At 46.8% G+C, this 24517-nt stretch carries 17 protein-coding genes and 1 riboswitch; of the genes, 11 read left to right on the top strand and 6 right to left on the bottom strand.

The window, feature by feature from the left end; translation table 11 throughout:
- Window positions 1-76: 76 nt before the first annotated feature.
- The gene (locus tag B2U56_RS08865; RefSeq protein WP_286953423.1) at window positions 77-1987 is read right to left on the bottom strand and encodes a S9 family peptidase; all 1911 of its coding nucleotides are present in this window, start codon (window positions 1985-1987) and stop codon (window positions 77-79) included.
- A gap of 166 nt (window positions 1988-2153) precedes the next feature.
- On the opposite strand from B2U56_RS08865, the gene B2U56_RS08860 reads away from it, so the two are divergent.
- Window positions 2154-2945, top strand: a complete 792-nt coding sequence (locus tag B2U56_RS08860) for an SDR family oxidoreductase (RefSeq protein ID WP_273015544.1) — start codon at window positions 2154-2156, stop codon at window positions 2943-2945.
- A gap of 72 nt (window positions 2946-3017) precedes the next feature.
- Here the strand turns inward: B2U56_RS08860 and B2U56_RS08855 are convergent, their stop codons facing one another.
- Window positions 3018-4163 (bottom strand): aldo/keto reductase, encoded by a 1146-nt coding sequence (locus B2U56_RS08855; protein WP_273015545.1) that lies wholly within the window; start codon window positions 4161-4163, stop codon window positions 3018-3020.
- Window positions 4164-4294: 131 nt separating this feature from the next.
- Here B2U56_RS08855 and B2U56_RS08850 point away from each other — a divergent pair, with 131 nt between their 5' ends.
- The 9 genes from B2U56_RS08850 to B2U56_RS08810 all read left to right on the top strand — a co-directional run bounded on the left by B2U56_RS08850 (window position 4295) and on the right by B2U56_RS08810 (window position 17901).
- Window positions 4295-5044, top strand: coding sequence for an IclR family transcriptional regulator (locus B2U56_RS08850; RefSeq protein ID WP_213700358.1), 750 nt, complete (start codon window positions 4295-4297; stop codon window positions 5042-5044).
- 19 nt (window positions 5045-5063) lie between these two features.
- The gene (locus B2U56_RS08845; protein WP_273015547.1) at window positions 5064-5192 is read left to right on the top strand and encodes a hypothetical protein; all 129 of its coding nucleotides are present in this window, start codon (window positions 5064-5066) and stop codon (window positions 5190-5192) included.
- The gene (hutI, locus tag B2U56_RS08840; RefSeq protein WP_286953422.1) at window positions 5189-6433 is read left to right on the top strand and encodes an imidazolonepropionase; all 1245 of its coding nucleotides are present in this window, start codon (window positions 5189-5191) and stop codon (window positions 6431-6433) included. Before B2U56_RS08845 ends, hutI begins: the two co-directional genes overlap by 4 nt.
- A gap of 32 nt (window positions 6434-6465) precedes the next feature.
- Window positions 6466-8499, top strand: a complete 2034-nt coding sequence (locus B2U56_RS08835) for a urocanate hydratase (protein ID WP_286953420.1) — start codon at window positions 6466-6468, stop codon at window positions 8497-8499.
- 250 nt (window positions 8500-8749) lie between these two features.
- Window positions 8750-9643: a DMT family transporter gene (locus B2U56_RS08830; RefSeq protein ID WP_273313341.1), complete on the top strand. Its 894-nt coding sequence runs from the start codon at window positions 8750-8752 to the stop codon at window positions 9641-9643.
- A 157-nt stretch (window positions 9644-9800) separates the two neighbouring features.
- Complete coding sequence (locus B2U56_RS08825) at window positions 9801-10823, top strand: ABC transporter substrate-binding protein (RefSeq protein WP_286953417.1); 1023 nt, start codon at window positions 9801-9803, stop codon at window positions 10821-10823.
- Window positions 10801-12498 (top strand): ABC transporter permease, encoded by a 1698-nt coding sequence (locus B2U56_RS08820; RefSeq protein ID WP_213699927.1) that lies wholly within the window; start codon window positions 10801-10803, stop codon window positions 12496-12498. Before B2U56_RS08825 ends, B2U56_RS08820 begins: the two co-directional genes overlap by 23 nt.
- Window positions 12470-13438, top strand: coding sequence for an ABC transporter ATP-binding protein (locus B2U56_RS08815; RefSeq protein WP_286953415.1), 969 nt, complete (start codon window positions 12470-12472; stop codon window positions 13436-13438). The genes B2U56_RS08820 and B2U56_RS08815 overlap by 29 nt, the downstream gene beginning before the upstream one ends.
- A 203-nt stretch (window positions 13439-13641) precedes the next feature.
- Window positions 13642-17901 carry an acyl-CoA dehydratase activase-related protein gene (locus tag B2U56_RS08810; RefSeq protein WP_286953413.1) on the top strand — a complete coding sequence of 1420 codons (4260 nt, stop codon included), beginning with the start codon at window positions 13642-13644 and terminating at the stop codon, window positions 17899-17901.
- On the opposite strand, the gene B2U56_RS08805 is transcribed toward B2U56_RS08810, so the two are convergent.
- The 3 genes from B2U56_RS08805 to B2U56_RS08795 all read right to left on the bottom strand — a co-directional run bounded on the left by B2U56_RS08805 (window position 17898) and on the right by B2U56_RS08795 (window position 21438).
- Window positions 17898-18665 carry an HpcH/HpaI aldolase family protein gene (locus B2U56_RS08805; protein WP_286953412.1) on the bottom strand — a complete coding sequence of 256 codons (768 nt, stop codon included), beginning with the start codon at window positions 18663-18665 and terminating at the stop codon, window positions 17898-17900. The genes B2U56_RS08810 and B2U56_RS08805 overlap by 4 nt on opposite strands.
- Before the next feature lie 173 nt (window positions 18666-18838).
- Window positions 18839-20944 (bottom strand): acetate--CoA ligase family protein, encoded by a 2106-nt coding sequence (locus B2U56_RS08800; protein ID WP_286953411.1) that lies wholly within the window; start codon window positions 20942-20944, stop codon window positions 18839-18841.
- Entirely contained in the window at window positions 20944-21438 is a 495-nt protein-coding gene (locus B2U56_RS08795; RefSeq protein ID WP_286953409.1) for a hypothetical protein, read from the bottom strand. The genes B2U56_RS08800 and B2U56_RS08795 overlap by 1 nt, the downstream gene beginning before the upstream one ends.
- 133 nt (window positions 21439-21571) lie before the next feature.
- A riboswitch (cobalamin riboswitch) is annotated at window positions 21572-21739 on the bottom strand.
- A 261-nt stretch (window positions 21740-22000) separates the two neighbouring features.
- On the opposite strand from B2U56_RS08795, the gene B2U56_RS08790 reads away from it, so the two are divergent.
- Entirely contained in the window at window positions 22001-22219 is a 219-nt protein-coding gene (locus B2U56_RS08790; RefSeq protein WP_286953407.1) for a hypothetical protein, read from the top strand.
- 120 nt (window positions 22220-22339) lie between these two features.
- Here the strand turns inward: B2U56_RS08790 and B2U56_RS08785 are convergent, their stop codons facing one another.
- Window positions 22340-24502, bottom strand: coding sequence for a heavy metal translocating P-type ATPase (locus B2U56_RS08785; protein WP_286953406.1), 2163 nt, complete (start codon window positions 24500-24502; stop codon window positions 22340-22342).
- Between the last annotated feature and the right edge of the window lie 15 nt (window positions 24503-24517).

The following is a 24517-nucleotide window of genomic DNA, read 5'->3' as shown; positions in this document are numbered from 1 at the left end:
TCCATGTTGCGAACATAACATTACGCCATTTAAACGCAGTCCCAGCAAGTTTCACAAAAATTCTTCAGACCAAACGTCACTTCGTGGGTTTTCCCAAGTGCCTGCTTAAAAAAGTTTCCATAGCCCGGTAAAAATCGAAGCGGTTCTCTTCATTTGCGAAACCATGTCCCTCGTTATCTTTGATCATATATTCAACGTCTATATTGCGCTTACGCAACGCTTCCACAATCTGATCTGACTCAGCCTTTTTGACCCGCGGGTCATTTGCTCCCTGAGCAACAAAAAGAGGCGCCCGTATTTTATCCGCGTGAAACACAGGAGAAACTGAGCGAAGTAAATCCTTGTCTTTTTCAGGATCGCCAACCTGTTCATACATCATTTGCCGCCCCAGTTCCCAATAGGGAGGAAGGGTTTCAAGCAAGGTGAAAAGATTGGAAGGCCCAACAAAATCAACACCGCAAGCATAGATCTCCGGAGTAAAGGCCAGTCCAGCTAAAACAGCATAACCGCCATAGGAAGCGCCGTAAATGCCAACTCTCTCTGCGTCAGCTATACCCTCTTTTATGAGCCAACTCACCCCATCGGTAATGTCATTTTGCATGTTACGCCCCCATTGCCGAAAACCAGCAACCCAGAAACTTTTGCCATACCCAGTGGATCCTCTGAAATTCATCTCCAGAACCGCATATCCTCTGTTGGCAAGAAATTGAACTTCAGGGCTGAAGCCCCAAGCATCCCTGGCCCACGGACCTCCATGGGGATGAACAACCACTGGCAGATTTTTCGGCTCTACTCCTACAGGCAGGGTAAGATAGCCGTGAATGGTCAGCCCATCACGGGATGTGTACGTAATAGACCTCATCGGCGCCATCTCTTCTTCTTTTAACCACGGACTTAAATCCGCGAGTTTCTCGAAATCCCCCGTATTGCGGTCGTAAAAATAGTAGGAGCCCAGGGTTCGGTCGCTTCCCGCATATACAAGCATTCTATTTTCATCGCGGCTCATACTCGCTACCCCAACTTCGTATCCTGGAAGCTTTTCTTCTAGTATGGCCTGCAGCTGCCTCCGTTCCTCATCAAAAAAAGCGTAATGCCCCTTATCTGTGATAAAGCGAACTCCCGTAATAACCTGGCGTTTTTTAGATCGAAGAAGCCTGTAAACATCAACTTCGGGGTGCTCATAAACCAAATCGAGAAACGTTCCTGTTTCGGGGTCGTAGCGATATATTGCGCTTTTATCGCGGTGAAGATTGGATGCTACATAAAGATAACGGTTGTCGAAGGTAAAAAAGAGAGGGCTCACTGAATCCTTAAAATTAGTCGTTATAACTGTGCGGAAAGGTTCATCCTCAGTTTTTCTGTATAAAAGACTTGTCTGAACGCCATCGCTTCTTACTGCCGCCCGAAGCTTCCCCTCATTGTCTGTCAGCCATCCGGCAATATCCCCAGGGTTTTCAGCAACAAGGCCCATTTCCCCTGTGGTAACATTGATTCGATACACATCGAAAAGACGAGAATCCCGCCGATTCATGGCAATGATCATTTCGTTCTCCACATCTTCCAGATCATCAACAACTGAAACCCGTACGTTAGGAAAGGGCGTGAGTTCCTTTTTATTCTTGCCGGTAATGTCTACGGAAAAGAGGTGATAATTTTCATCCCCGCCAGAGTCCTGAATATATATTATGCGATCATTTCCCTTCCAGAAGTACCCGGCTACATTTCGGGCCGTGGCTTCTGTGAGGCGCAAAGGCTCATCATGAGATCCTATTTTTTGCACATAGACATTCATGCGCCGTTGCCACGGTTGCGTATACGCTAAATATTCTCCATTGGGGGAAAGGGAAAAAGAAACCTTTTCAGGATTTCTAAAGAAATCTTCAAGAGGAATTTGGCGAGGGAGAGCCCATAGGCTTCCAGCATTCCACATCAAAATGACAACGGCAATTCCCGTCACAAGAACAGCAAGAAATATATGCTTCCACATACCAATCTCTCCTTCAAAGAATATATCCTTCATTATGTAAAAGTCAGTTTATCACGAAAGACACTTTGCCTAATCCGATAAAATGCCGAAAGTGCTTTTGACCTATTGATTCAAGACTGAATTTACAGAATACTATAATAAGGCTTAGAGAAAAGGAGGTGTGGTTATGGATCTAGGTATTAAGAACAGAGTTGCCCTCATTATGGCGTCAAGCAGCGGCCTGGGGAAGTCTATAGCTAGACGATTCCTTATGGAAGGCGCAACAGTCATGATGGCTAGCCGCAACGAAGAAATGCTTAACCGCGCAGTTCAGGAACTTACCGATGACACTAGCGTAACTCCCTATTACACAGTATGTGACATAACCAAAGGAGAGCAAATTAAAAATCTTATACGTACGACGACAGAAAAGCTCGGTCCCATTTCTATTCTTGTAAATAACGCGGGGGGGCCTCCTGCAGGAACCTTTGACACCTTTGACGATGAAGCGTGGCAAAAAGCCTTCGAACTCAACCTTCTCAGCTACGTTAGAACCACCCGGGAGGTACTTCCTTTTATGAAGGTTCAAAAGTGGGGACGGATCGTGAATTCCACGTCTTCTTCCGTTAAACAGGTAATAGAAAACCTTATTCTATCAAACACCCTGAGACTCGGTGTTATCGGCCTCACAAAAACTCTTTCCCAGGAGCTTGCCCCTTATAATATTCTGATCAATGCCATTGGGCCCGGACGATTCGATACCCAGCGAATACGCCAGCTCGATCAGGCTTTAGCTGTCAAGCGAGGGGTTTCCGCAGATGAAATAAGCCGTGAAGCCATGAATCAGATACCTCTCGGCCGATATGGCCACCCCGACGAATACGCCAGGCTTGCCGTTTTCCTTTGTTCAGAGGCAAACAGTTACATCACGGGGCAAACCATACTTGCCGACGGAGGAATGGTAAAAGCAGTTCTTTAAAACCCCAAAGATAAGGCGGAGTGGCCGCTTAGCGCTTCATCCGCCTTATCTTCAAAACTATAGATGGCAACTCTATTTCTCTTCCTTATTTTTTTCAAAAAGGGACACTACCTCTTTTAACTGCTGACGAATGGGAAGATTCTGAGGGCAAACCTCTTCGCAGGCTCCACACTCAACACATAGGCTCGCCCTTTCATAGTCTTTTACAAACACAAAATAGGTGTCTTTGGCCATCTTCTCATCATCAAACATAAAGGCCATGTTATAGCGGTTGAAGCATTCTGGAATATTCACTCCCTGAGGGCAGGGCATACAGTAACGGCAGTTCGTGCAATCCACCTTCATCCGCCTTTTATACTCTTCCTTAACCCTTGCCACAACATCAAGATCGTGAACTGACAAGGCACCGGGGATACCCTTCGCAGCTGCCGCAATATTTTCTTTCACCTGGTTTATAGAATTCATGCCGCTCAGGACCACCGACACCTCCGGATGGTTCCAGACCCACCTCAATCCCCAGGCAGCAGGGCTCATTTCCTCCCTTGCTTCCTTCCAGATGCCCTGAATGGTATCTGGCACATTTACGGCCAGCTTTCCACCTCTTAAAGGTTCCATAATAACCACGCCAAGGCCCCGGGACGCCGCTTCTTTTAATCCTCTGGTCCCTGCCTGATAGTTCTCATCAAGATAATTGTACTGGATCTGGCAAAAATCCCAATGCCAGGCGTTGAGAATGTCTTCAAAAAGCTCATACTCTCCATGAAAGGAAAAACCTCCGTAGCGAATGCGCCCGTCTGCTTTCGCCCGTTCAAGAAAAGAGAAGACATCATGTTGCACCATATTGTCCCAACGCTGTCTGTTGAGGGAATGGACCAGATAAAAATCAATGGTATCTGTCCTTAAACGCCGCAGCTGCTCATTTAAATAAAAATCCATGTCTTCATGTTTTTCGATGAGCCACGATGGCAGCTTTGTGGCAAGGTTAACCTTTTCTCTATAACCATTCTGCAGCGCTCTTCCCACAAAAGGTTCACTCATTTCGTTATGGTAAGACCAGGCCGTATCTACATAGTTCACACCGTTGTCAATGGCGTAACGCAAAATTTCGGTGGCTTCTGCTTCATTAATATTTCCCTCTGGTGTTACAGGAAAACGCATACATCCAAAGCCGAGAATAGAAAGTTCTTCTGTCATTCCAGGCATACGTCTATACTGCATCTCCTTTCCCCCTTTCAGTCATTTCTGTCTAGTATAGCAAAATCTTCTGCGGTTGACTTTTCATTTGCATTAGGGTAAATTTTAATAACAGATTATGGGACAATCTGTCCCAATACAAAAGGAGAGTATGAATGGCACCTTCTTCCCGTCATGATGTCATCCCTCGCATTGTTCGCATTATGGAAACTCTTAGCAGGGCCGATGACCTGCTGAGCATCAGGGATATAGAAGAACGTACTGGCATTCCACGCACCACTGTTCACCGTTTTCTTCGCTCTCTGAAACAGGAAGACTGGGTTTACCAAGATCCGATCACTGAAAATTTTCGTACAGGCATCCGTTTTTTCCTCTTGTTTGACCGAAAAGCCTTTTACCATGAACTCATTCAACGCTGCGACCCTTATATGAAAGAGCTTTCGGCAAAGACCGACAAAACCGTTCTTCTTTCTATTCTCAATGGAACGGAAGGGAGATGCATCCACTCTGTAGAACCGGCAACGGCATTAAAATTCGTTGCCCATAAGGGAATGGCTATCCCTCTTTACGCCGGAGCCACAGGGAAAATCCTCCTTGCCTTCGCCAAACCGGAAATTCAGCAAAAAATCCTTTCCCAGGAACTTGTGCCATTCACTTCGAAAACAACAATTGACCCTGAAGAGCTCAAAGATCAGATCGAAATCATCAAAAAACAAAGATATGCCTTTAGCCAGGAAGAATGGATGATCCATGCGGGAGACCTGAGTATCCCCATATTTGATCGGAACGGACAGTTTGTCTGTCAGCTGGGAATCGCTGGCCTTTCTTCCAGCTTTGACGGGCACGTGGAAGAGCTTCGTGCCCTTCTGATGGAAGGGGGAGCACAGATATCATCCCAACTCTAAGAAACGGGGGGATTTACCTATGACACAACTCATAGAATGTGCTTTAAATTTAAGCGAGAGGAGCCGCCAACATGTAATGGATGCCATCTTACCAGAGGTCAGAAACCATGAACGTTACCCCAACATGGCAGAGGAGGAGCAAAAATGATCACTTCTCTTTTTCGAAATGCAGCTATTTATACCCCGGCATCAAGCCAAACTCCACTGTCAGGAGATAATCAGGGGAAGGTTGACTCTATCGCTCGGGGAGCCCTTTTATGCCGTAACGGCCTCATTGAAAAAATAGGGGAGGAGCATGCCGTAATAAAAGACCTCTCTCTTTACGATGTGGACATAGAGATCGATTGCGAAGGATGCTGCCTTATCCCAGGCTTTGTCGACCCTCACACCCACATCTGTTTCGCTGCCAGACGGGAAAGGGAGTTCTCTCAGCGTATTGCCGGCACTCCATACCTCGACATCCTTAGGGCTGGAGGTGGAATTCTTTCTTCTGTCAGAGCTGTCAAGGAGGCAAGTGAAGAAGAACTTTTTCAGACAACCCTTGAAAACGTGCTTTCTGCCCTGTCTTTCGGCACAACCACAATAGAAATAAAAAGCGGTTATGGTCTCGACACTGAAACAGAACTGAAAATGCTTCGGGTCATTGATCGCATCAGACGGGAAACTCCCCTTGACGTGGCCATTACCTTTATGGGAGCCCATGCTGTTCCCCAGGAATACAAAGAAAACCCTGACACCTTTGTCAGCATTCTCACCGATGAAATGATCCCCGCCGTAGCAAAACAGGGATTTGCCAGGTTTTGCGATGTATTCTGCGAAGATGGTGTTTTCACCCTTCAACAGAGCCGCAAGATTCTGCAATCGGCACAAAAACACGGCCTTAAACCGCGGATTCATGCAGATGAGGTTTATGATACGGGGGGAGCGGGCTTAGCTGCCGAACTTCAAACAGTTTCTGCGGAGCACCTGCTCGCCGCTTCAGAAAGAAATCTGAAAGCCATGACAGAAGCAAAAGTTATAGCCAACCTTCTGCCAGCCACTGCCTATAGTCTTCGCAAACCTTATGCACCAGCCAGGAGAATGATAGAGCTTAATGTTCCTGTGGCTCTGGCTACAGACTGCAATCCCGGATCGTGCTTTACGGAATCAATGCCCTTTGTCTTCGGCCTCGCCGTTATGAATATGAATATGACAGTACAAGAGGCCCTTGTGGCATCAACAATAAATGCCGCGTGGGCCCTTGAGAGGCAACATTCCGTAGGCAGCCTTGAAGTGGGAAAACAAGCTGATTTCCTGCTTTTAGACGGAGATTCCCCGGCTATCCTTGCCTACCATGCCGGAGTATCGCCTGTTGTTTCTGTATATAAAAAAGGAGTTTTGGTCGCCTAAAAGTTTCTTTCTGCCAAGAGGAGGGATTTTATATGGAATCCACAAATAATCTGGTCGCTCAGGCCATGACAATCAAGATGGAATCTGAACTTCCAGTCTACCCGAAGTTCAGAGAAGATATTCGAAGAGCCCCCGATAGGGGCTGGACCCTTACAAAAAAAGAAACAGAGCTCGCATTGAAAAATGCGCTCCGCTACATTCCAGAGGAACTCCATGAAAAAGTTGCCCCTGAATTCATGGAAGAGCTCAAGACACGGGGACGAATCTATGGATACCGCTTCAGACCGGAAGGACGTATCTACGGCAAACCAGTTGATGAATACAAGGGGAAGTGCCTTGCGGGCAAGGCCTTTCAGGTTATGATCGACAACAATCTGGATTTCGATGTTGCCCTCTATCCCTACGAACTTGTCACCTATGGTGAAACAGGACAAGTCTGCCAAAACTGGATGCAATACCGTCTCATTAAAAAATATCTTGAAGAACTCACAGAAAATCAGACCCTCGTTGTGGCATCCGGCCACCCCATGGGGCTCTTTAAATCAAAACCGGACGCGCCAAGGGTCATTCTCACAAACGGCCTTCTCGTAGGAATCTTCGATAACCAGGAAGAGTGGCACCGCCTCATGCAGCTTGGGGTCACCAACTACGGACAAATGACCGCCGGGGGATGGATGTATATTGGCCCTCAGGGCATTGTCCACGGCACCTTCAACACCATTATCAACGCCGGACGCCTCCATCTCGGCCTTGGAAACAACGATGACCTCGCGGGACATCTCTTCGTTTCTTCAGGCCTTGGAGGAATGAGCGGCGCTCAGCCCAAAGCGGTAGAAATAGCCAGAGGAGTTGGCATTGTTGCGGAAGTGGACGCCTCTCGCATCCAGACACGATACGACCAGGGCTGGGTATCGAGGATCACAGATGACGCAAAGGAAGCTTTTTCGCTGGCCAAGGAATACATGGCCAAGAAGGAAACCCTCTCTATTGCCTACCACGGAAATATTGTCGATTTGCTGGAATATGCCGTACAAAACAATATCCATATTGAACTTCTTTCAGACCAGACATCATGTCATGCCCCATATGACGGAGGCTATTGCCCCCAGGATTTGACCTTTGCCGAGAGGACTGAAATGCTTCACTCAGATTCTGTCAGATTCAAGGCCCTTGTGGATAAAAGCCTCAAAAAACATTTTCAACTGATCAAGGCCCTTGTTGACAGAGGAACGTACTTCTTCGATTACGGCAACTCTTTTATGAGGGCCGTCTTTGATGCTGGCGTGAAAGAAATATGTAAGAACGGGGAGGACACCAGAGAAGGCTTCATCTTTCCATCCTATGTGGAAGATATTATGGGCCCCTTGCTCTTCGATTACGGATACGGTCCATTTCGCTGGGTCTGTCTAAGCGGAAAGCCTGAAGATCTTTCAAAGACCGACCATGCCGCTATGGCCTGCATCGACTCCCATCGCCGTCCTCAGGATCGCGACAATTACATATGGATCCAAGACGCTGAAAAAAACAGACTCGTCGTCGGCACCCAGGCCCGAATCCTTTATCAGGACGCCGAAGGCCGGAGGAACATTGCCCTTGCCTTTAACAAAATGGTGCGGGAAGGGAAAATCGGCCCCGTCATGATCGGCCGAGACCACCACGACGTTTCAGGAACAGATTCCCCTTACAGAGAAACATCCAACATTAAAGACGGCAGTAATATCTGTGCGGATATGGCCTCTCATTGCTTCGCGGGAAACGCCGCTCGGGGGATGTCCCTTGTCGCCCTGCACAATGGCGGGGGAGTAGGCATAGGCAAAGTTATCAACAGCGGCTTTGGATTGGTTCTAGACGGCTCGGCAGAAGTTGATGACATCATTAGATCAGCCATGATGTGGGATGTTCTCGGCGGCGTCGCCCGCAGAGCCTGGAGTCGCTGCGACCACGCCATAGAAGTTGCTATGGATATAAACACAAAATACGCTGAAGACTATCATCTCACCCTTCCATTCATTCCTGACAACGCACTTATTGAAAAAACCGTGGAGGGAGCCTGGGAAAAGAGATAAAAACTATAGGGACCAACCTTTAATGGAGTGGAGCATTTCTCATGAAGAACGCTCCACTCTTTACATCTACTGATCTTTCTCTCAAATTTGATTTAAATATGCGATTGAGTGCAAAAGTAAAAGGATCTTCTTCAAAAAATGAATGGATATCCCCCTATGCTTTTATGTCGCCATGGACTTAATCCCCAAACTTTTTATAATGGCCTAGGCATTTTTTATTCTTTAATATTTATCGAGAGGGATTATGATTATGGTATTGGGAATTGCCTTTAGCATACTTACCGCGGCATGTTGGGCTACTTCTCCTCTTTTTCTTAAAAGGGGCATGAAGGAGCTCAATTTTTATGAGATCAACGCTATCCGTTCTATTGGCTTTTTGGCGGCTTCTTTTTTTATAGCTCTGGCGAGCGGTCCTTATGCACTTGCTTGGCATTCAGGATATCTCGTACTTTTTTCTGTTTTTGTCAATATCCTTATTTGCAATATCGTAGGGGACACTCTGTATTTCCTTGCTATTCGTGACCTTGGCATCAGCCGTTCTGTTGCTATTACCAGTTCTTACCCCCTTGTTGTCACGGCTTTATCTTATTTCTGGCTCAAAGAGGAGATCTCTTTCCATGTTCTTGCAGGAACCGCCCTTATCATCGCCGGCCTCATATGCATGAGGGGATCGGAGAGAGCCGCTCATACAACTTCGCGAGTTAAAAGAGGGTACCTTTCTGCCCTCATGGCAGCCCTCTGCTGGGGGCTTTCCATCCCCCTTACGAAGTGGGCTATCTCTGTGCAAGGCATTGATCCTGTCTCTCTAACCTTCTGGAGAGCGGCTTTTCTGGTACCTTCATCATGGCTTCTATGGCGTTTTATGTCGAGAAAAAACACTGAGCGATGGCTTTCTCTGCGACGGGCCCATCGTGGAGACTATATGAGCATACTTATGTCTGGGAGCGTTGGTCTGGCTTTAGGGGGATATGTATTTGCCCTGGCCATGAACTACGCCCCTGCATCAGTAGCGACTCCTATCACCGCTTCAAGCCCCTTCTTAACAGCTATAGGAGCTATTATTTTTATGCGAGAACATCCTCTGGCCTCCCACTGGGCGGGGATGGCCCTCATCATTAGCGGATCCATCGCAATGGGTGTTTAGACGTGAGGCTCCCCTCAAAGGGAGCCTCTTTTTGTTTCCCCCCTCTTCTCCCCATATTGTGCATTACAACATTGACTCTCATGTCACTTTTATGTATTATTGCTTTTTGGAATAAAATCTATTCCAAAACATAGAAATAGCTCAAGGAGGGTGAAAGGTGAAACGTTTTTTTACAGTTCTTTTACTTGTCTGTCTAATTGTTGCTGCAGGATCGGCAGCCTTTGCCAGTGCCAATAAACCTCTGGCCGGACAGACTATCAGCATTTTTATCGCCGCTACGGGAATTGATGAGATCATGGCAGAATTCACCAAAGACACAGGGATAAAGGTGAATTACTTGAATATGTCTTCAGGAGAAGTGCTTACAAGGCTTCGTGCCGCCAACGGGAAAATTCTGGCCGATGCCTGGTTCAGTGGGGGCGTCGATAGTTATGTAAAGGCCGCGGAAGAGGGATTTCTTGAACCTTATATATCTCCGGAGGCAGAGAAAATTCCTGCTCAATACAAAGATCCCAATGGATACTGGACTGGTCTTTCAGTGTGCGCTGTAGACTTTATCATTAACAAAGATGTGGCAAAAGAGAAAAACTTGCCTATGCCCGCAAGCTGGGCTGATCTGGGAAAACCAGAGTATAAAGGCGAGATCATTATGAGCAACCCCTCTATTTCTGGAACAAATTATTCTGTTCTCTTTCACCTCATCCAGCTTTTCGGTGAAGAAAAAGGCTGGGATCTTATAAAAAAGATCGACTCTAACATTCCCTTTTACACAAAGCGTGGAGCTGCTCCTCCCAATAAAGCTGCTCTTGGAGAAGTTGCCATTGGCATCGATCCATACGATTGCGGCGTAAAGATTATTGAACAGGGCTATCCAGTGGTCTCAGTTTTTCCAGAGGAAGGAAGTCCCGGTTTTCTCTCCCCCATTGCTATTCTGAAGGGGGCAAAAAACATGGAAGCAGCTAAAGCCTTTGTTGACTGGAGCCTTTCTAAACGAGGACAAGAAGTGCAGATGGCCAATACCGCCAAAGTGGGGACCCGGCCTGATGCCGATGTTCCCGAATATCTGAAAGGTCTTAAAGAAGCCAAGATCATTGTCGTTGACCCTGTAAAATCCGGAGAAATGAGAAAGAGCATTATTGAGAGGTGGCAGAAAGAATTTGGCAGCAAGGCAGAACAGTAAAGACAGCTTTGGTGGGGCATCGAAAGGTGCCCCCTTTTATATCTATCTCCTAATGGCAGCCAGCGTACTCATATTTATTCTCTGGCCAACAGTATGCATATTAAAGGGAAGTGTTTATTTCGATGGGGCTTTTAGCCTTGAGCATTATCGAAATCTGCTCGTCATAAACAGGACTCTCTTGAAAAACAGCCTCGTTGTGGGCTTTTGGACCACGATTCTAGCTTTGTTCATCGGGGTGTGTTGTGCCCTTTATATAACCCACACCTCATTTAAAGCCAAAAAGGCCCTCGTCATGGTGCTCCTTTTAACTATGATATCCCCTCCATTTGTTTCATCTCTGGCCTATATTATGCTTTTTGGCCGTAGGGGACTTATTACATGGAAACTATTGGGACTTCATTGGAGTCCTTATGGCCCCCACGGCATTATTATGATGGAATCCATCGAGCTGGCCACCATTGCTGCTTTTTTGATTATAGCTGTGTTAAGAGGGATTGACCGCAGTTTGGAACAAGCATCTCTAGATCTAGGCGGAAGCAAATGGAACACATTATGCCATGTTACCCTTCCTCTCGCGCGCCCGGGGATTGTAACCGCCGCACTTATTGTTTTTATTCGCTCTCTGTCAGACTTTGGAACTCCCATGTTTATTGGGGGGAATTATAATGTCCTGGCCACGCAGGCTTATATGACAGCTATAGGCATCTACAATCTTCCCAAGGCATCTGCCATTTCAACTCTACTTGTTATCCCAGCTTTCGTCGTTTTTCTTATCTATAGAAAAATGATGACTAAAACTCCTCTTTTCTCGAAAAGGGTAACAGGAGCAGATACACAAGGATCGCGTCTGCCCTCGTGGGCAAACGCCGTGATTTTCACCGTTACCTGGAGCTTCATTCTTTTTGAACTTCTAAAGTATGGAACAATCTTTTGCGGGGCCATTGTCAAAACATGGGGCGTGAACTTTTCATTAACCCTCCACCACCTCCAGACATTAAAGCTCGCTAAACTTCACTGCCTGCTTCGCAGCATTAAATATGCAACACTGGCAGCATTCACTGCCGGAATTATGGGAACAGCCCTGGCATGGTTTTTAGGAAGGCAAAAGGGCCCCTTGACCCGAACCATAGATTTTATCGCTGATCTGCCATTTATATTGCCCGGCCCTTTTTTTGGCATTGCCTATCTCCTTGCCTTTAACTGGATGCCGGAAGCTTTGCTTGGATCGGGGTTTCTTATCGTTGTAAACTGCGTGTATCGCCAGCTGACCCTAGGAATAAAAAGCGGCATTTCTGTGCTGAGTCAAGTCAATCCTGAACTTGAGGATGCCGTTCGAGATCAGGGTGGGAAAGGATTGGACGTTTTTAAAGATATTATTATGCCTTCGCTCAAGCCAGCCTTTCTTGTAAGCTTCATTAATACCTTTACGTTTACTATGACTACCGTTGGTGGGATTATTTTCCTCGTTACGCCTTACACAAAGGTCGCTACTGCAGAAATGTTCGATGCTATTCAGAATGGGGATATCGGGGTCAGCTCTGTAATGGCTTCTGTTATTATCCTTGTTGTCATGATTGTAAATGTTGGATTTTCATGGTTCTTCTTGAGAAAAAAAACAACAGACCCACAAAAGACGGAGGAAAGTTATGTACCTTCAATTGAAGCAGCTCAATAAAAAATTTGGACACTCCTATGCAGTTCGTAATTTTTCTTTTGACATGAACGAAGGAGAACTTGTTTCTCTTTTAGGCCCAAGCGGGTGTGGAAAAACAACAACCTTGCGTATGATCGGCGGTTTCCTTCAGCCTGATGAAGGAAGCATCATCCTTGAGGGAGAGGATATTACGCATCTTCCTCCTGAGAAAAGGCCTACCGCCACTGTTTTTCAAAGCTACGCTCTCTTTCCTCATATGACAGTACTTCAGAACGTCATCTATGGCCTCAAGTTCAAAAAAATAGACCGCAAGAAAGCAATGCAGATGGGGCATGAAATGCTTGCAAAGGTCGGCCTCCCCGGTTCAGCCTTTAAATCTATCGACCAGTTGAGCGGCGGGGAACAGCAGCGCGTGGCCCTTGCCAGATCCCTTGTGACAGAGCCAAAGGTTCTGCTTCTTGACGAACCTCTGAGTAATCTCGATGCCAAGCTTAGGATACGGATGAGAAGGGAAATCAGACAGCTTCAAAAGGGGATTGGTATTACTGCTATCTACGTAACCCATGACCAGGAAGAAGCCCTTGCTCTTTCAGATCGAATCGTAGTTATGGAGAAAGGAGAGATTATACAAATAGATACCCCTCGAAATATTTATTTCCACGCACAAAACTCATTTGTTGCGGATTTTATAGGACGAAGCAATATTATCACATTGCCAGGCGGAACAAAGATTGCTGTTCATCCTGAAGATATCACTTTCTTACATCAACCTGAAATGTCCGATTCATATGAAGGGACAATTCTTGGCCATCAGTTCAAAGGGGCCATGACTACTTACTTTATTGACCTGGAAGGCCAAACAATAGAAGCGGATATTCTAAGCCGAAACGATGGAAAATGGGAAGTAGGTGAAAAAGTAACGATTACATTCAACAAAGAGAACACAATGTTTCTTTCCTAGAAAGAGAGAGCAACCTCAAAAGAGAAAAAGAGCAGCTTTATACAATATAGAAAGGGAGCTCGCCGGAGCTTTTAAACGCCTACTGCCCCTAAATACCCGCCACGCCATTTAAAAAATTATGTAATTTTCTCCACAAGGTCTACAATAGGATATAATGTTGCGTACCCTTATAATCGCAGCTAATTACAAGCAGGTGATACAGATTGGAAAGAGCTTTTCCCACGGGCATTGATCTAGGTTCAACTACGGTTAAGGTTGTTGTATGTAATCCGAGAGGAAAGCTGCTTTTTTCTGCTTATGAACGTCATAACGCAGATCCCTCCGGTACTCTTTTGTCAATTTTACGTTCTTACGTTTCAAAAGCTCAAAACTTATTGCTCGACGTAGCCATCACAGGTTCTGCCGGTATGAACCTGGCATCATGCCATTCCCTTCCCTTCGTTCAGGAGGTAGTGGCTGCCGCACGGTATATACGGCAGAAGGCTCCTCATGTCCGCACGATGATAGAGTTGGGCGGAGAAGATTCAAAGATCATTTTCTTCGATGAAAACCTTAATCCCGACATGAATATGAACGGAGCCTGTGCTGGAGGAACAGGGGCATTTATTGATCAGGTCGCCTCTCTCCTTGGAATAGAGCTCGATACTTTGAATGACCTGGCCCTAAGGGGAAAAGCCATACATACTATCGCTTCCCGTTGTGGTGTTTTCGCTAAGACAGATATTCAATCCCTTCTTGCCCAACGTGCAAAACCTGAAGACATTGCCGCTTCTGTGTTTAAATCAATTGCTCTTCATGTGATTACAGCTCTATCAAGGGGACGTAATATAAAAAGACAGATTCTATTTGCCGGCGGCCCCCTTTCTTTCTTTCCTGCCCTGAGGCAAGCTTTTATCAGCAACCTCGCTCTCGACGGCGCAAGGGACGTGACTCTTCCCGAGTTTCCACGACTTTTGCCTGCCCTTGGAGCGGCACTTTTCCATGATAAGGGAAACCCTCTCTCTCTACAGGAACTGATAGGGAACATTGAGAAAGGAAAAGAACGCATTTGTATAAAAGAACCGGATTTGCCTCCCCTTTTTAAAGACGAATCAGAACAAGAGGAATGGATCCGTCATCATAACAAATGGGGTATTCCCCGTATATGCCCGCAAAAGGCAGAGGGGCCTCTGTTTCTTGGAATAGACTCTGGTTCCACCACCACAAAACTTATCTGCGTAGATCAGCAAAAAAGGCTTGTTTGCTCTTACTATCAACCCAATCGGGGAGATGCTCTTGGAGTGACTCATCGTGCTCTCCTTCATTTTAGAAAAGTACTTGCGGAGGCTGACCGTCATGATCTTGTTATAACGGAAGGGGCCAGCACAGGCTATGGAGAAGACCTTATTCGCAAGGCCCTCGACCTCAGCTATGGTTTGGTAGAAACCATGGCACACTTCAAGGCGGCTCGTACATTATGCCCTGACGTTTCTTTTGTTCTTGACATCGGCGGACAGGACATGAAAGCAATGGGAATAAAAGAAAATAATCTTGACACCATCCAGATCAATGAAGCCTGTTCATCAGGATGCGGCAGTTTTATTCAGACTTTTGCCGAATCCCTTGGATTGACAATGGATTCCTTCGCCCAGATGGCCTGTAAGTCGACCCATCCCTGCGACTTGGGGACCCGCTGTACTGTTTTCATGAACTCAAGCGTTAAACAAGCCCTTAACGAAGGGCGGACTGTCGCTGACATCGCAGCAGGTCTCGCATACTCCGTCATTCGAAACTCTCTTCATAAAGTACTAAAAATGCGTGATTATAATGAACTTGGCCCCCTTGTGGTTGTTCAGGGCGGAACATTCCAGAATCCCGCCATATTGCGAGCTATGGAAAAAATAACGGGACGTCAGGTGATTCGTCCAGTAGGAGCGGGCCTTATGGGAGCCTGGGGAGCTGCCATATATGCAATGGAGCAATGGCAAAAAGACCACACTATCTCCCAGCGCGACATTCTTGATGTTCTTGATACATGGCATGACCCTTCTGCCAAAACTTTCAATTGCCAAGGCTGCGGAAATGGATGTTCCGTTACCAGCTTGAGTTTCCCGTCCGGGCAAAAATTCTATACAGGGAACCGCTGTCAAAAAATCTTCAGCAATAGCGGAATGAAAAAACGGGGACGCAATTTTTTTGACATTCGGCTTAAGGCCCTTTTCGACCGTCCCACAGAACCGTTGGGTAAATGTCGCGGGGTCATTGGAATACCCCAAATTCTCAACACCTATGAACTTTATCCCTTCTGGTGTACCTTCTTCAGAGAAAGTGGCTTCAGGGTAGTGCTCTCTCCTTCGTCGAGCGAGAGGGTACACGAATTGGGGGCTTCTTCTGTTATGTCCGAAAACATCTGCTTCCCTGCAAAGCTGGCTCACGGCCATATTCTGGCTTTGGCAGAAAAGGGGGTAGACCGCATCTTTATGCCCCTTATCGTTCACGAAAGAAGAGAGATCCGAACAGCAAACAACAGCTTTAACTGCCCCATTGTCTGTAGTTATAGCGATGTGATCAGAAGTGCTATCAACCCCGAAAAATATTTGGGAGTCCCCTTTGACTCGCCTGTATTTTCTCTGCGCAACCCCTTTCTCTTTCATAAACAGCTTTTTTACTATGGCCTTGACCTTGGCCTTGATCGCCCCATAGTGGAGAAAGCCTTTAGGCGTGCCAGAGAAGCCCAGCAAGAATATGAACAAAGGATGTGGAATGAGGCACAAAAAGCCCTTAAGGAGGCAAAGGCGAGCCGCCGCCCTGTCCTTGCCATAGCGTGCCGCCCCTATCATCTGGATCCCCTCATCAACCACGGCATTCCACAACTCATTGCCGATCTGGGTGCCGACGCGATTCCGGCAGATCTTCTGGCTGGAGATACCTTTGAGCTCAAACTTGATGCCTGCCAGGTGGTCACCCAGTGGGCCTATACAAACAGACTTTACGCCGGGGCAAAAGCAGCAGCCAAAGAGGGTCTAGACCTCCTTCATCTTTCCTCCTTCGGCTGTGGAGTAGATGCCGTAACCATTGACCAGCTTGAAAATATAATGCGCACAAGAGGATGCAACTACTCCCTTGTTAAAATAGACGAAATTGCAAATCTCGGAGCAGCCCGTATCAGAATACGTTCCATACTTGAGTTCGGACAAACAGAGGTTCAAGCGGCTGCTATAAAGAAACCGCAGAGGGAATCCACAGATCTGAAAAAACTTGTTGTGCCATGGTTCTCTGAGCTCTATTCACCTCTTCTGCCCCCTCTTTTTGAAGGGCTTGGCATTGACGCTTCCGTACTTCCGCCACAGAATCAGCGCTCTACAGATATTGGCCTTGAATTTGTACATAACGACATGTGTTATCCAGCCATTATACTTATAGGAGACGTCTTAAAAGCCTTTGTGGAAAAAAGATATGCTCCAGAGACCACCGCCGTTTTGATGACACAAACTGGCGGACAATGCCGGGCAACAAATTATGTTCCATTGGCTAAAAAGGCTTTAGCAGCTGCTGGCTTTCCAGAAGTGGATGTTCCCACCTTTGGTGTTGAAGATTTTAATACCGCTGGCTTTTCCGTTAACAAAATAGAGGCAGCCCAGGGCCTTCTTAACGGTCTTCTGGGAGGAGACATCCTTGCCTCCCTCTACCTGGCCACTGCTCCCAGAGAGAATATCCAGGGAAGTGCCAAAGCCCTTCATGGACAATTTTTATACCGTCTTGGGGCTTTGCTAAGGGAGAAGGGATCGCTCTTCGACCTCAACTCGCTTCTGAGAGAAGCTGTGAGCCATTTTAACGCTCTGCCTGTAGCAATGGAGCATGTTCCCTCTATTGGCATCGTGGGAGAAATTTTTGTGAACTATAACGAATATGCCCAGGGCTATATTGTAGACAAGCTTATCGCCCAAAGGATAGAACCCGTGCTTCCACCGTTGTCTTCTTTCTTCTTTATGAAATTCCAGAGCAACGCCTTTAATAGGCAATCTTATTTGAGCCAGCCAGACTTTTCCACCGTGGTTAAGGAACTTTTTATTGAGCGGCTCACTGGTTATTACCAGAAAAAAGTAGAGGAGGTGCTTGAAGACTTTCGTTTTGCGTCGCCGCGACAAACCCTTCAGGTACTGGCTCGAAAAGTAACACACGTGGCCAGCCTCGCGAATCAGGCCGGTGAAGGCTGGCTCTTGCCCGCAGAAATTATTGATATGGCAGAAAAGGGAGTGAACCATATCCTTTGTCTACAGCCCTTTGGCTGTCTCGCCAACCACATTACAGGAAAGGGTATAGAGGGTGCCCTTCGACGTCTATACCCCGAACTTGACATGCTCTGTATTGACCTTGACCCGGGAACGAGTCAGACAAACAATGACAACCGACTGCAATTATTGATCATGGCTGCACAAGAAGCCTTTAAAAAAACACGAAACGGAGAAAAACAGCTTGCTTAACTCATTTTCTTTTTCAAACCAGATATGGTTTGTTTACATATCTCGCTAAATAGTATCATGTCAATGCTATAGGCTATGTATTGAAAACCTTCTTCAATGCGTCGAAGGGCTTCATCTACGGATGTAACGAAAATTCCCGCGGGTTTACCTGTCTCACGGGTAATGCGCAAGACTCTGGCCACAGTTTCCTTCATTAAGGGATGGTCTATCTGGCCAGGTATGCCCAGTGACTGGGAAAGATCGTAGGGGCCGACAAAGATCAAATCAATTCCGTCAAGACAAGCTATTTCATGAAGGCAATCAAGACACGCTACGTTCTCGCAGTGAGTTATGACCAGGGTCTCCTCATTGACTTCTTTCATGGCTTCGGTCAGTGGACGAAGACCATATCCCAATGCCCGGGGAAGAGCCACGCCCCGGGTTCCTTCGGGGAAGTATTTCGACCATGCCGCGACCTTTTTAGCTCTTTCACAGTCGTTCACCTGGGGAACATGAATTCCCTGGGCCCCCACATCGAGAACTCGTAAGATATCTGTTTCTGCTCCTTGGGTGACTCGGACAATAGGGGTCATTCCCGAAAGCTCGGCAGTCCGTATCAAATGCTGTATGGATTCCGGATTCATGGGACCATGTTCCGTATCGATAATGCAAAAGTCGAAACCGGAAAGTCCCATGATCTCCACGAGGTCTGGGCAATTAAGGCCGACAAAACTGCCAATAACGACCCCTCCCCGCTTTAGAACGTCTTTGACTCTGTTGTTCATAAAATCCCCCTCCTTATGTAGAAAAGCCTGCTCTAAATACCATAAGGAGGCTGTCATCAGAAACAGCCCCCTTTCATTTAATTAGCCAAATTCAGCAATGTCGTGAGCAACACCCCGCCCATACTTAATTCTCCTCAGAAAGTATAACTGTTTTAATGTTGCAATCAAAGGGATCAGTTTTCATTTTTTCGAATCACAAGTGCGTCCGCAGCTACAGCTCCTTCCCCTTCAGGCATTACAAAAACTGGGTTTATATCTAGTTCAAGCAAATTTTCCTCTACACAAGCAAGTTGGGAAACCTGACTTACAATTTTTGCCAAGGCGTAAACATCTCTATGGCGTTGTCCCCGTGACCCTGAAAGAAATCCAAATCCTTTCAGGTCTTGAATCATCCCCAATGCTTCTTCTTCATTCACAGGAGCGTGGCGCAGTGAGATATCACCGAGCACTTCGACATAAATGCCGCCGAGCCCAACTGCGACAACAGGGCCAAATATGGGGTCTCGTTTCATTCCTACAATACATTCCATGCCGCCTTTAACCATCTCCTGAACAAGGTAACCCTGAATCTTTTCTTCTGAAACGTGCTTTTTCATGTTCTTTCGTATTTTTTTAAGGCTGTGACGCAACTCTTCAAAGGATCGAATATCAAGATGTACCACTTCCGCTTCCGTTTTATGAAGAATCTCACCAGACATCCCTTTAAGGGCAATTGGGAAGCCGAGCTCTTCGGCTGCGTCGAAGGATTCTTCCATATCGCGACAGAGATATTCCCGTGTTACAGGGACATCATATCGAGCCAATAAACGTTTCGCATCGTACTCTGTCAACTGTGAGGGGAAAGAACTCAAAAGAGACGATTTCAGTTCGATCTTATGAGAAGCCAACTCCCTTCGCTGCCCCCAATTCACAAGGGCCTTTAAAGCGCGGGCACACTGTCTAAAACTTTGAAAAACAGGAACCCCGGCGCCTTTTAGCTGTTCAATGAATTTCTTGCCATGCTCATCATCGATCATCCACACCACGGCCTGGGGCTTTGGCGTATCTTGATAACTCCGAATCAGTTCTTCTGCCATAACTTGCCCCGCTTCTCCCACAATCATGGATAAGGCTGTAACGACCATATGAATATCCGGGTCCTCAAGGGCCGTATCGAGAACATGGCGAAAGTTCTCTGGTTTTTCTGAGATTTGAACCGTCATATCCACAGGATTTCGAGACGCTCCAAAATCAGGAATCGCTTCCTCTATCCTCTTTTTACTTGTCACTGAAAATTCCGGAACGCTCATTTTTAAATCATTCAGGCTATCGGCCATGACAATGCCGGCTCCTCCCGAAGTGGTGAGAATGGCCGCACTACTCCCATTCGTTCGGGGAGAAGCCCCGAAGAGCTGGCCTACTCCTATAATATCGTCTATGTCTTCCAGCTGGATTATGCCGTACTGCTCAAAAATAGCTTTCCATACGGCTTCGTCTCCTGTCAACGCGGCAGTATGGCTCCGTGCTGCTTTTTGGGCAGAGGGAGAACGTCCTGCCTTTAAAACGGCAACGGCAATATTTCGTTCCCTTGCCTCTTGGGCAACCTGTAAAAAACGTTCTCCTTCATCAATACCTTCAAGATACATCATGAGAAGGCGAACTTCCGGATCCCGAATGACATAGCCAGCGCACTCCACAGCATCGATATCCGCCTGATTGCCAGTTGTAACAACATATCGATACCGAACTCCATGATTGAGACCTACTCCAAAGGAGGAAAATCCGAATGCCCCGCTTTGAGAAATAAAAGCTATGTGCCCTGCCGCGGGAGGTTCTATATTATAAAGGGCGCCCGAGAAGGTTAGGGGGATTCGTGCTGCCAGGTTGAGGAGGCCCTGGCAGTTAGGGCCTAGAATTCTGATTTTTCCTTCCCGGGCTATATCTATTATTCGTTGTTGTAAAGACCCATCCCCAGTCTCAGCGAAACCTGAGGAATAGATTATGGCGTAGTGTATTCCTTTCTCAGCGCAAATTTCAAGCGCCGACGGCACCAGATGTGCTTTTATGCCAATGAGAGCCGCGTCTGTCGCTGCCGGAATTTCAGAGAGGTCATGATAGCACTGGAGCCCCCCTACTTGGTCGTATTTAGGGTTGACCGGATACACCGTACCGCTATATCCAAAACGCTGCATTGCTTTCAGAGTACGGCCAGTCAAGCTGTCAAGGTCAGCGGATGCCCCTACTATGGTTATACTTCGAGGTGTAAAAAGAGGGGATAAGTGATGGTTCTGACAATTCATTATGCAATAGCCTCCTTTTCGCTACTAGACCATAAAGGCTCTAGAAGCCTCAAAGAACGAAGGCAGGTTCGACAATACAAAAGGTAGATCTTTGTTATTTCGCTTGAAGACTCTAAAGCAACGGCACTCATCCAATCTCGAGCAGCATTGATAAGATTAAAGTGGGCTTCAACAAAAAGAGCCCTCCCCTCGCCCCTGAGTTGAAGATCTTCTTCGTGGGGAACAGAAACAACCTCAATATCTCTTCGCAATGTATTAATGAGTAAACGCGTATTCTCAAGAAAATCTGCGGAAATCACGATATTTCCATCCCTATTCAAAGATCCATTTACATAGGAAATATATCGATCTATGGGAGAGAAGATCGTGCTGTGTGTTTCTCTTTCTGGAAGAGATGGGCAGTTTGTTTCTAGTGCATTCACCGTTTGCTCAAGCAAAGTAACCCCACTTGGGGTTAAGAAGTTCTGGAACAAATCCACGTGCTCCCGCTTCATAACTCTCATCCTCCTATAATAGAAAATGGCCGTCCCCCGAGGACGGCCACCAAAGGCTAAGAGTTCAAAAGCGAAATTGCCCCTTTATTTTAAGAGGGGTTTTTCCACAAGCCTTCCCGAATCCTCGCGGGAACTTGCATCTCTTCATCAGGCCGGTCTCCTGGCTTGCTTTCGCTCTTTGGAACCCCTTCCCAGAAAAAACTCTTTCCAGTGGCATTTGGTCCCATCGTCAAGCTTACAGTGGCGGGTCCGCGCCGGATTTTCACCGGACTTCCCGTACACCTGCTGAAGTTTTATTGTATTTATTACTTTACACTCTATTCGACAAAAAAGTCAATACAAATCCTCCCTTAAAAGCATTTTCCTTTTTTCATAAAAATTAGACCTTTTTAGTAAATTTTTTAAGATAAAAAAGAGAAAAAAACAATGAGGTCTAAATCCCCTTTATACTTACGCAAACAAGGAAGTAATACAGGAAAGGAAAGCCTGAAAATATTCTATTTATTTTTCCCCCCTTTTCCTTTACAATACCACCATGCTCTATAGCAAGGAGGTTATGATCATGGACTGGGGAATGGTTCCGGGAGAAACTGTTGTTATTAAATCGAAGAATATTACCCTTCGGGATATAGTACAGGCCATCGTGGATGGCGCTGACACTGTCCCTGCGGTAAAAGAGCTCTTTAGTCTAATGGATAGTGACGAAGGAGTTAATGATCTTGGCGACATACTGGATGTTTTTGTCCCAGCTATTGAAGCGCTCCGCGGTGGCGGTGGGTGAGCAAGCTGCACTGGTCAGTGCACCAGTTGTCAGTAACATCGTCAGCAAATTGAACCTCGCCGAAGATTATTGAGAGAATTGGGCTATTGGTTAACCAATAGCCCTTTTTATTTTGCCGTCTTAAGTGGGGCGAATTCGCATAGAATTCAAGATAACTGAAATTGAACTGAAGGCCATGGCCGTTTCCGCGATGGCAGGATGGAGCAGGGCTCCCATAGCGAGGGGAATGGCAATGACGTTATAGGCAAAGGCCCAAAAGAGATTTTGGCGGATGACTGTAAAGGTCTGACGGGAAATCTCAATAGCGTCGGCAATAGATGAAATTCCGCCACGCACAACAACTATGTCGGCGCTGTCAATGGCAAGGTCTGTTCCCGTACCAATAGCCACTCCAATATCCGCTCCCTTTAAGGCCGCGGCATCGTTCATTCCGTCTCCTACCATGAGTACCTTTTGCCCATGGGCCTGAAAATCCCTCAGGATATTCAATTTCTCTTCAGGTCGAATGCCGGCATAGATTTTTTCTATACCAATACGTTTTCCTACAGACTGGGCTGTGCGCTCGTTGTCTCCCGTTACCATCACAGGGACGATACCTAATCTTTTAAGACGTTCTACAGCCTGTATAGAATCCCTTCTCAAGGGATCTTCTATTGCTATAAAACCCGCAATTTTCCCGTTCTTGCGTACTTCCACCACAGTTCGTCCCATAGAAAGCTGCTCGCTATAAAGAGAGGAATCGTGAGGTTTTCCAACAAAGTATAGATCCTCTCCCACAGTGCCCCTCACTCCCTCTCCCGCAATCTCTTCCATAAAAACAGGTTCAAGCTGGGTTGCCCTGGCCGATGAAATGGCTTTGGCCAAGGGATGGATAGAATGGCGTTCCAGGGCCGCTACCCTTTCCATATCGTCATCAGAAAGATTGGTCTCAACAACTTCGGGGCTTCCCTGAGTAATGGTGCCCGTCTTATCCATAAGCACAATGCCCACTTCCTTCGCCGTCTGTATGGCCTCGGCATTGCGAATGACAAGCCCCTTCCTGGAAGCCGCGCCTGTGCCAGTAATAAGAGCCATGGGGGTGGCGAGGCCCAGAGCACAGGGGCAAGCTATTACGAGAGTGGAAATGAATCCGAAAACAGCAATTGACAGGGGGTCGCGCACAGAGGTGACCCACGGCAGATAACGGCTTGCTCCATCGAGAAAAGAAGAAAAACGATGGATACCGAAAAACCAGAAGAGGCCGCTGATAACAGCAAGGGCAGCAACGACTGGAACAAAATAATTTGTCACTCTGTCGGCAAAGGCCTGAATTGGTATTTTTGCTCCCTGGGCTTCCTGAATAAGAGCAATCATCTGAGCTAAAAAGCTATCCTCCCCAATTTTTGTCGCCTGAACCTTTATTGATCCCGTGAGGTTGAGGGAGCCGCCCGTCACTTCTTCTTCCAATTTTTTCTGAACAGGAATGGATTCGCCGGTAATCATAGATTCATCTACAGATGTGGCCCCGTCGATGATCTTTCCATCGGCAGGAATTCGTTCCCCGGGCCTGACCATAAGAATGAATCCTTCCTTAACTGCCTCTATAGGCACCGCTATTTCGAGCCCCGATTCATCGAGGATGCGGGCTTCTCTGGCCTGAATTGCCAAAAGAGACTTAATTTCCTTGGAAGCCCTGTCACGAAGATGGGACTCAATAAAACGCCCCGTCACATGAAGGGCAATGATCATAGCGCCAATGGCTCCAAAAGAAGTTACCTTAACTCCCACAAGAAGTAGAATAGCCGTAGACCAGGCCGCTAACGCCCCAAGGGAAACAAGTACATCCATATTTGCGTGAAAATGGGAGAGGGCAATCCAGGCCCCTTTCATGGAAGCCCGACCAGCGCCAAAGAGCACAATGGCCCCGCCAATAGCTTCGACAAAGGGAAACCAGGGCAGATGAAACCCCGCCATATGGACAACCATAAGGAACATGAGAGGAACCGTTATACCCCAACTTATAAGAAGGTTTCTTTTTGCCCCTTCATAACGACGGCGATCAAGGTCTTCCGGCTGTTCATGGGAAACGTCGTATCCGGCCTTTCTTACCGCTTCTTCCAGCTCTTCCATTGGAACATCTTTATCAAGAACCACAAAAGCGGTTTCTGTTGCCAAATTCACTCCCGCAAAAACAACCCCGTCTACTTTTTTAAGAGACCGTTCAACGATCCTCGCACAGGTGGCGCACGTCATGCCTGTTACTGAAAAAGATATTTTTTTAGAGTTTTCGCCCCTTGTCATCATAGAAACAGCTCCTTG

The sequence above is a fragment of the Aminobacterium sp. UBA4987 genome, from assembly GCF_002396985.1.
Lineage (GTDB): Bacteria > Synergistota > Synergistia > Synergistales > Aminobacteriaceae > Aminobacterium > Aminobacterium colombiense.
The sequence above is the reverse complement of the archived record's forward strand: the minus strand, read 5'-3'. Positions and strand labels throughout refer to the sequence as shown.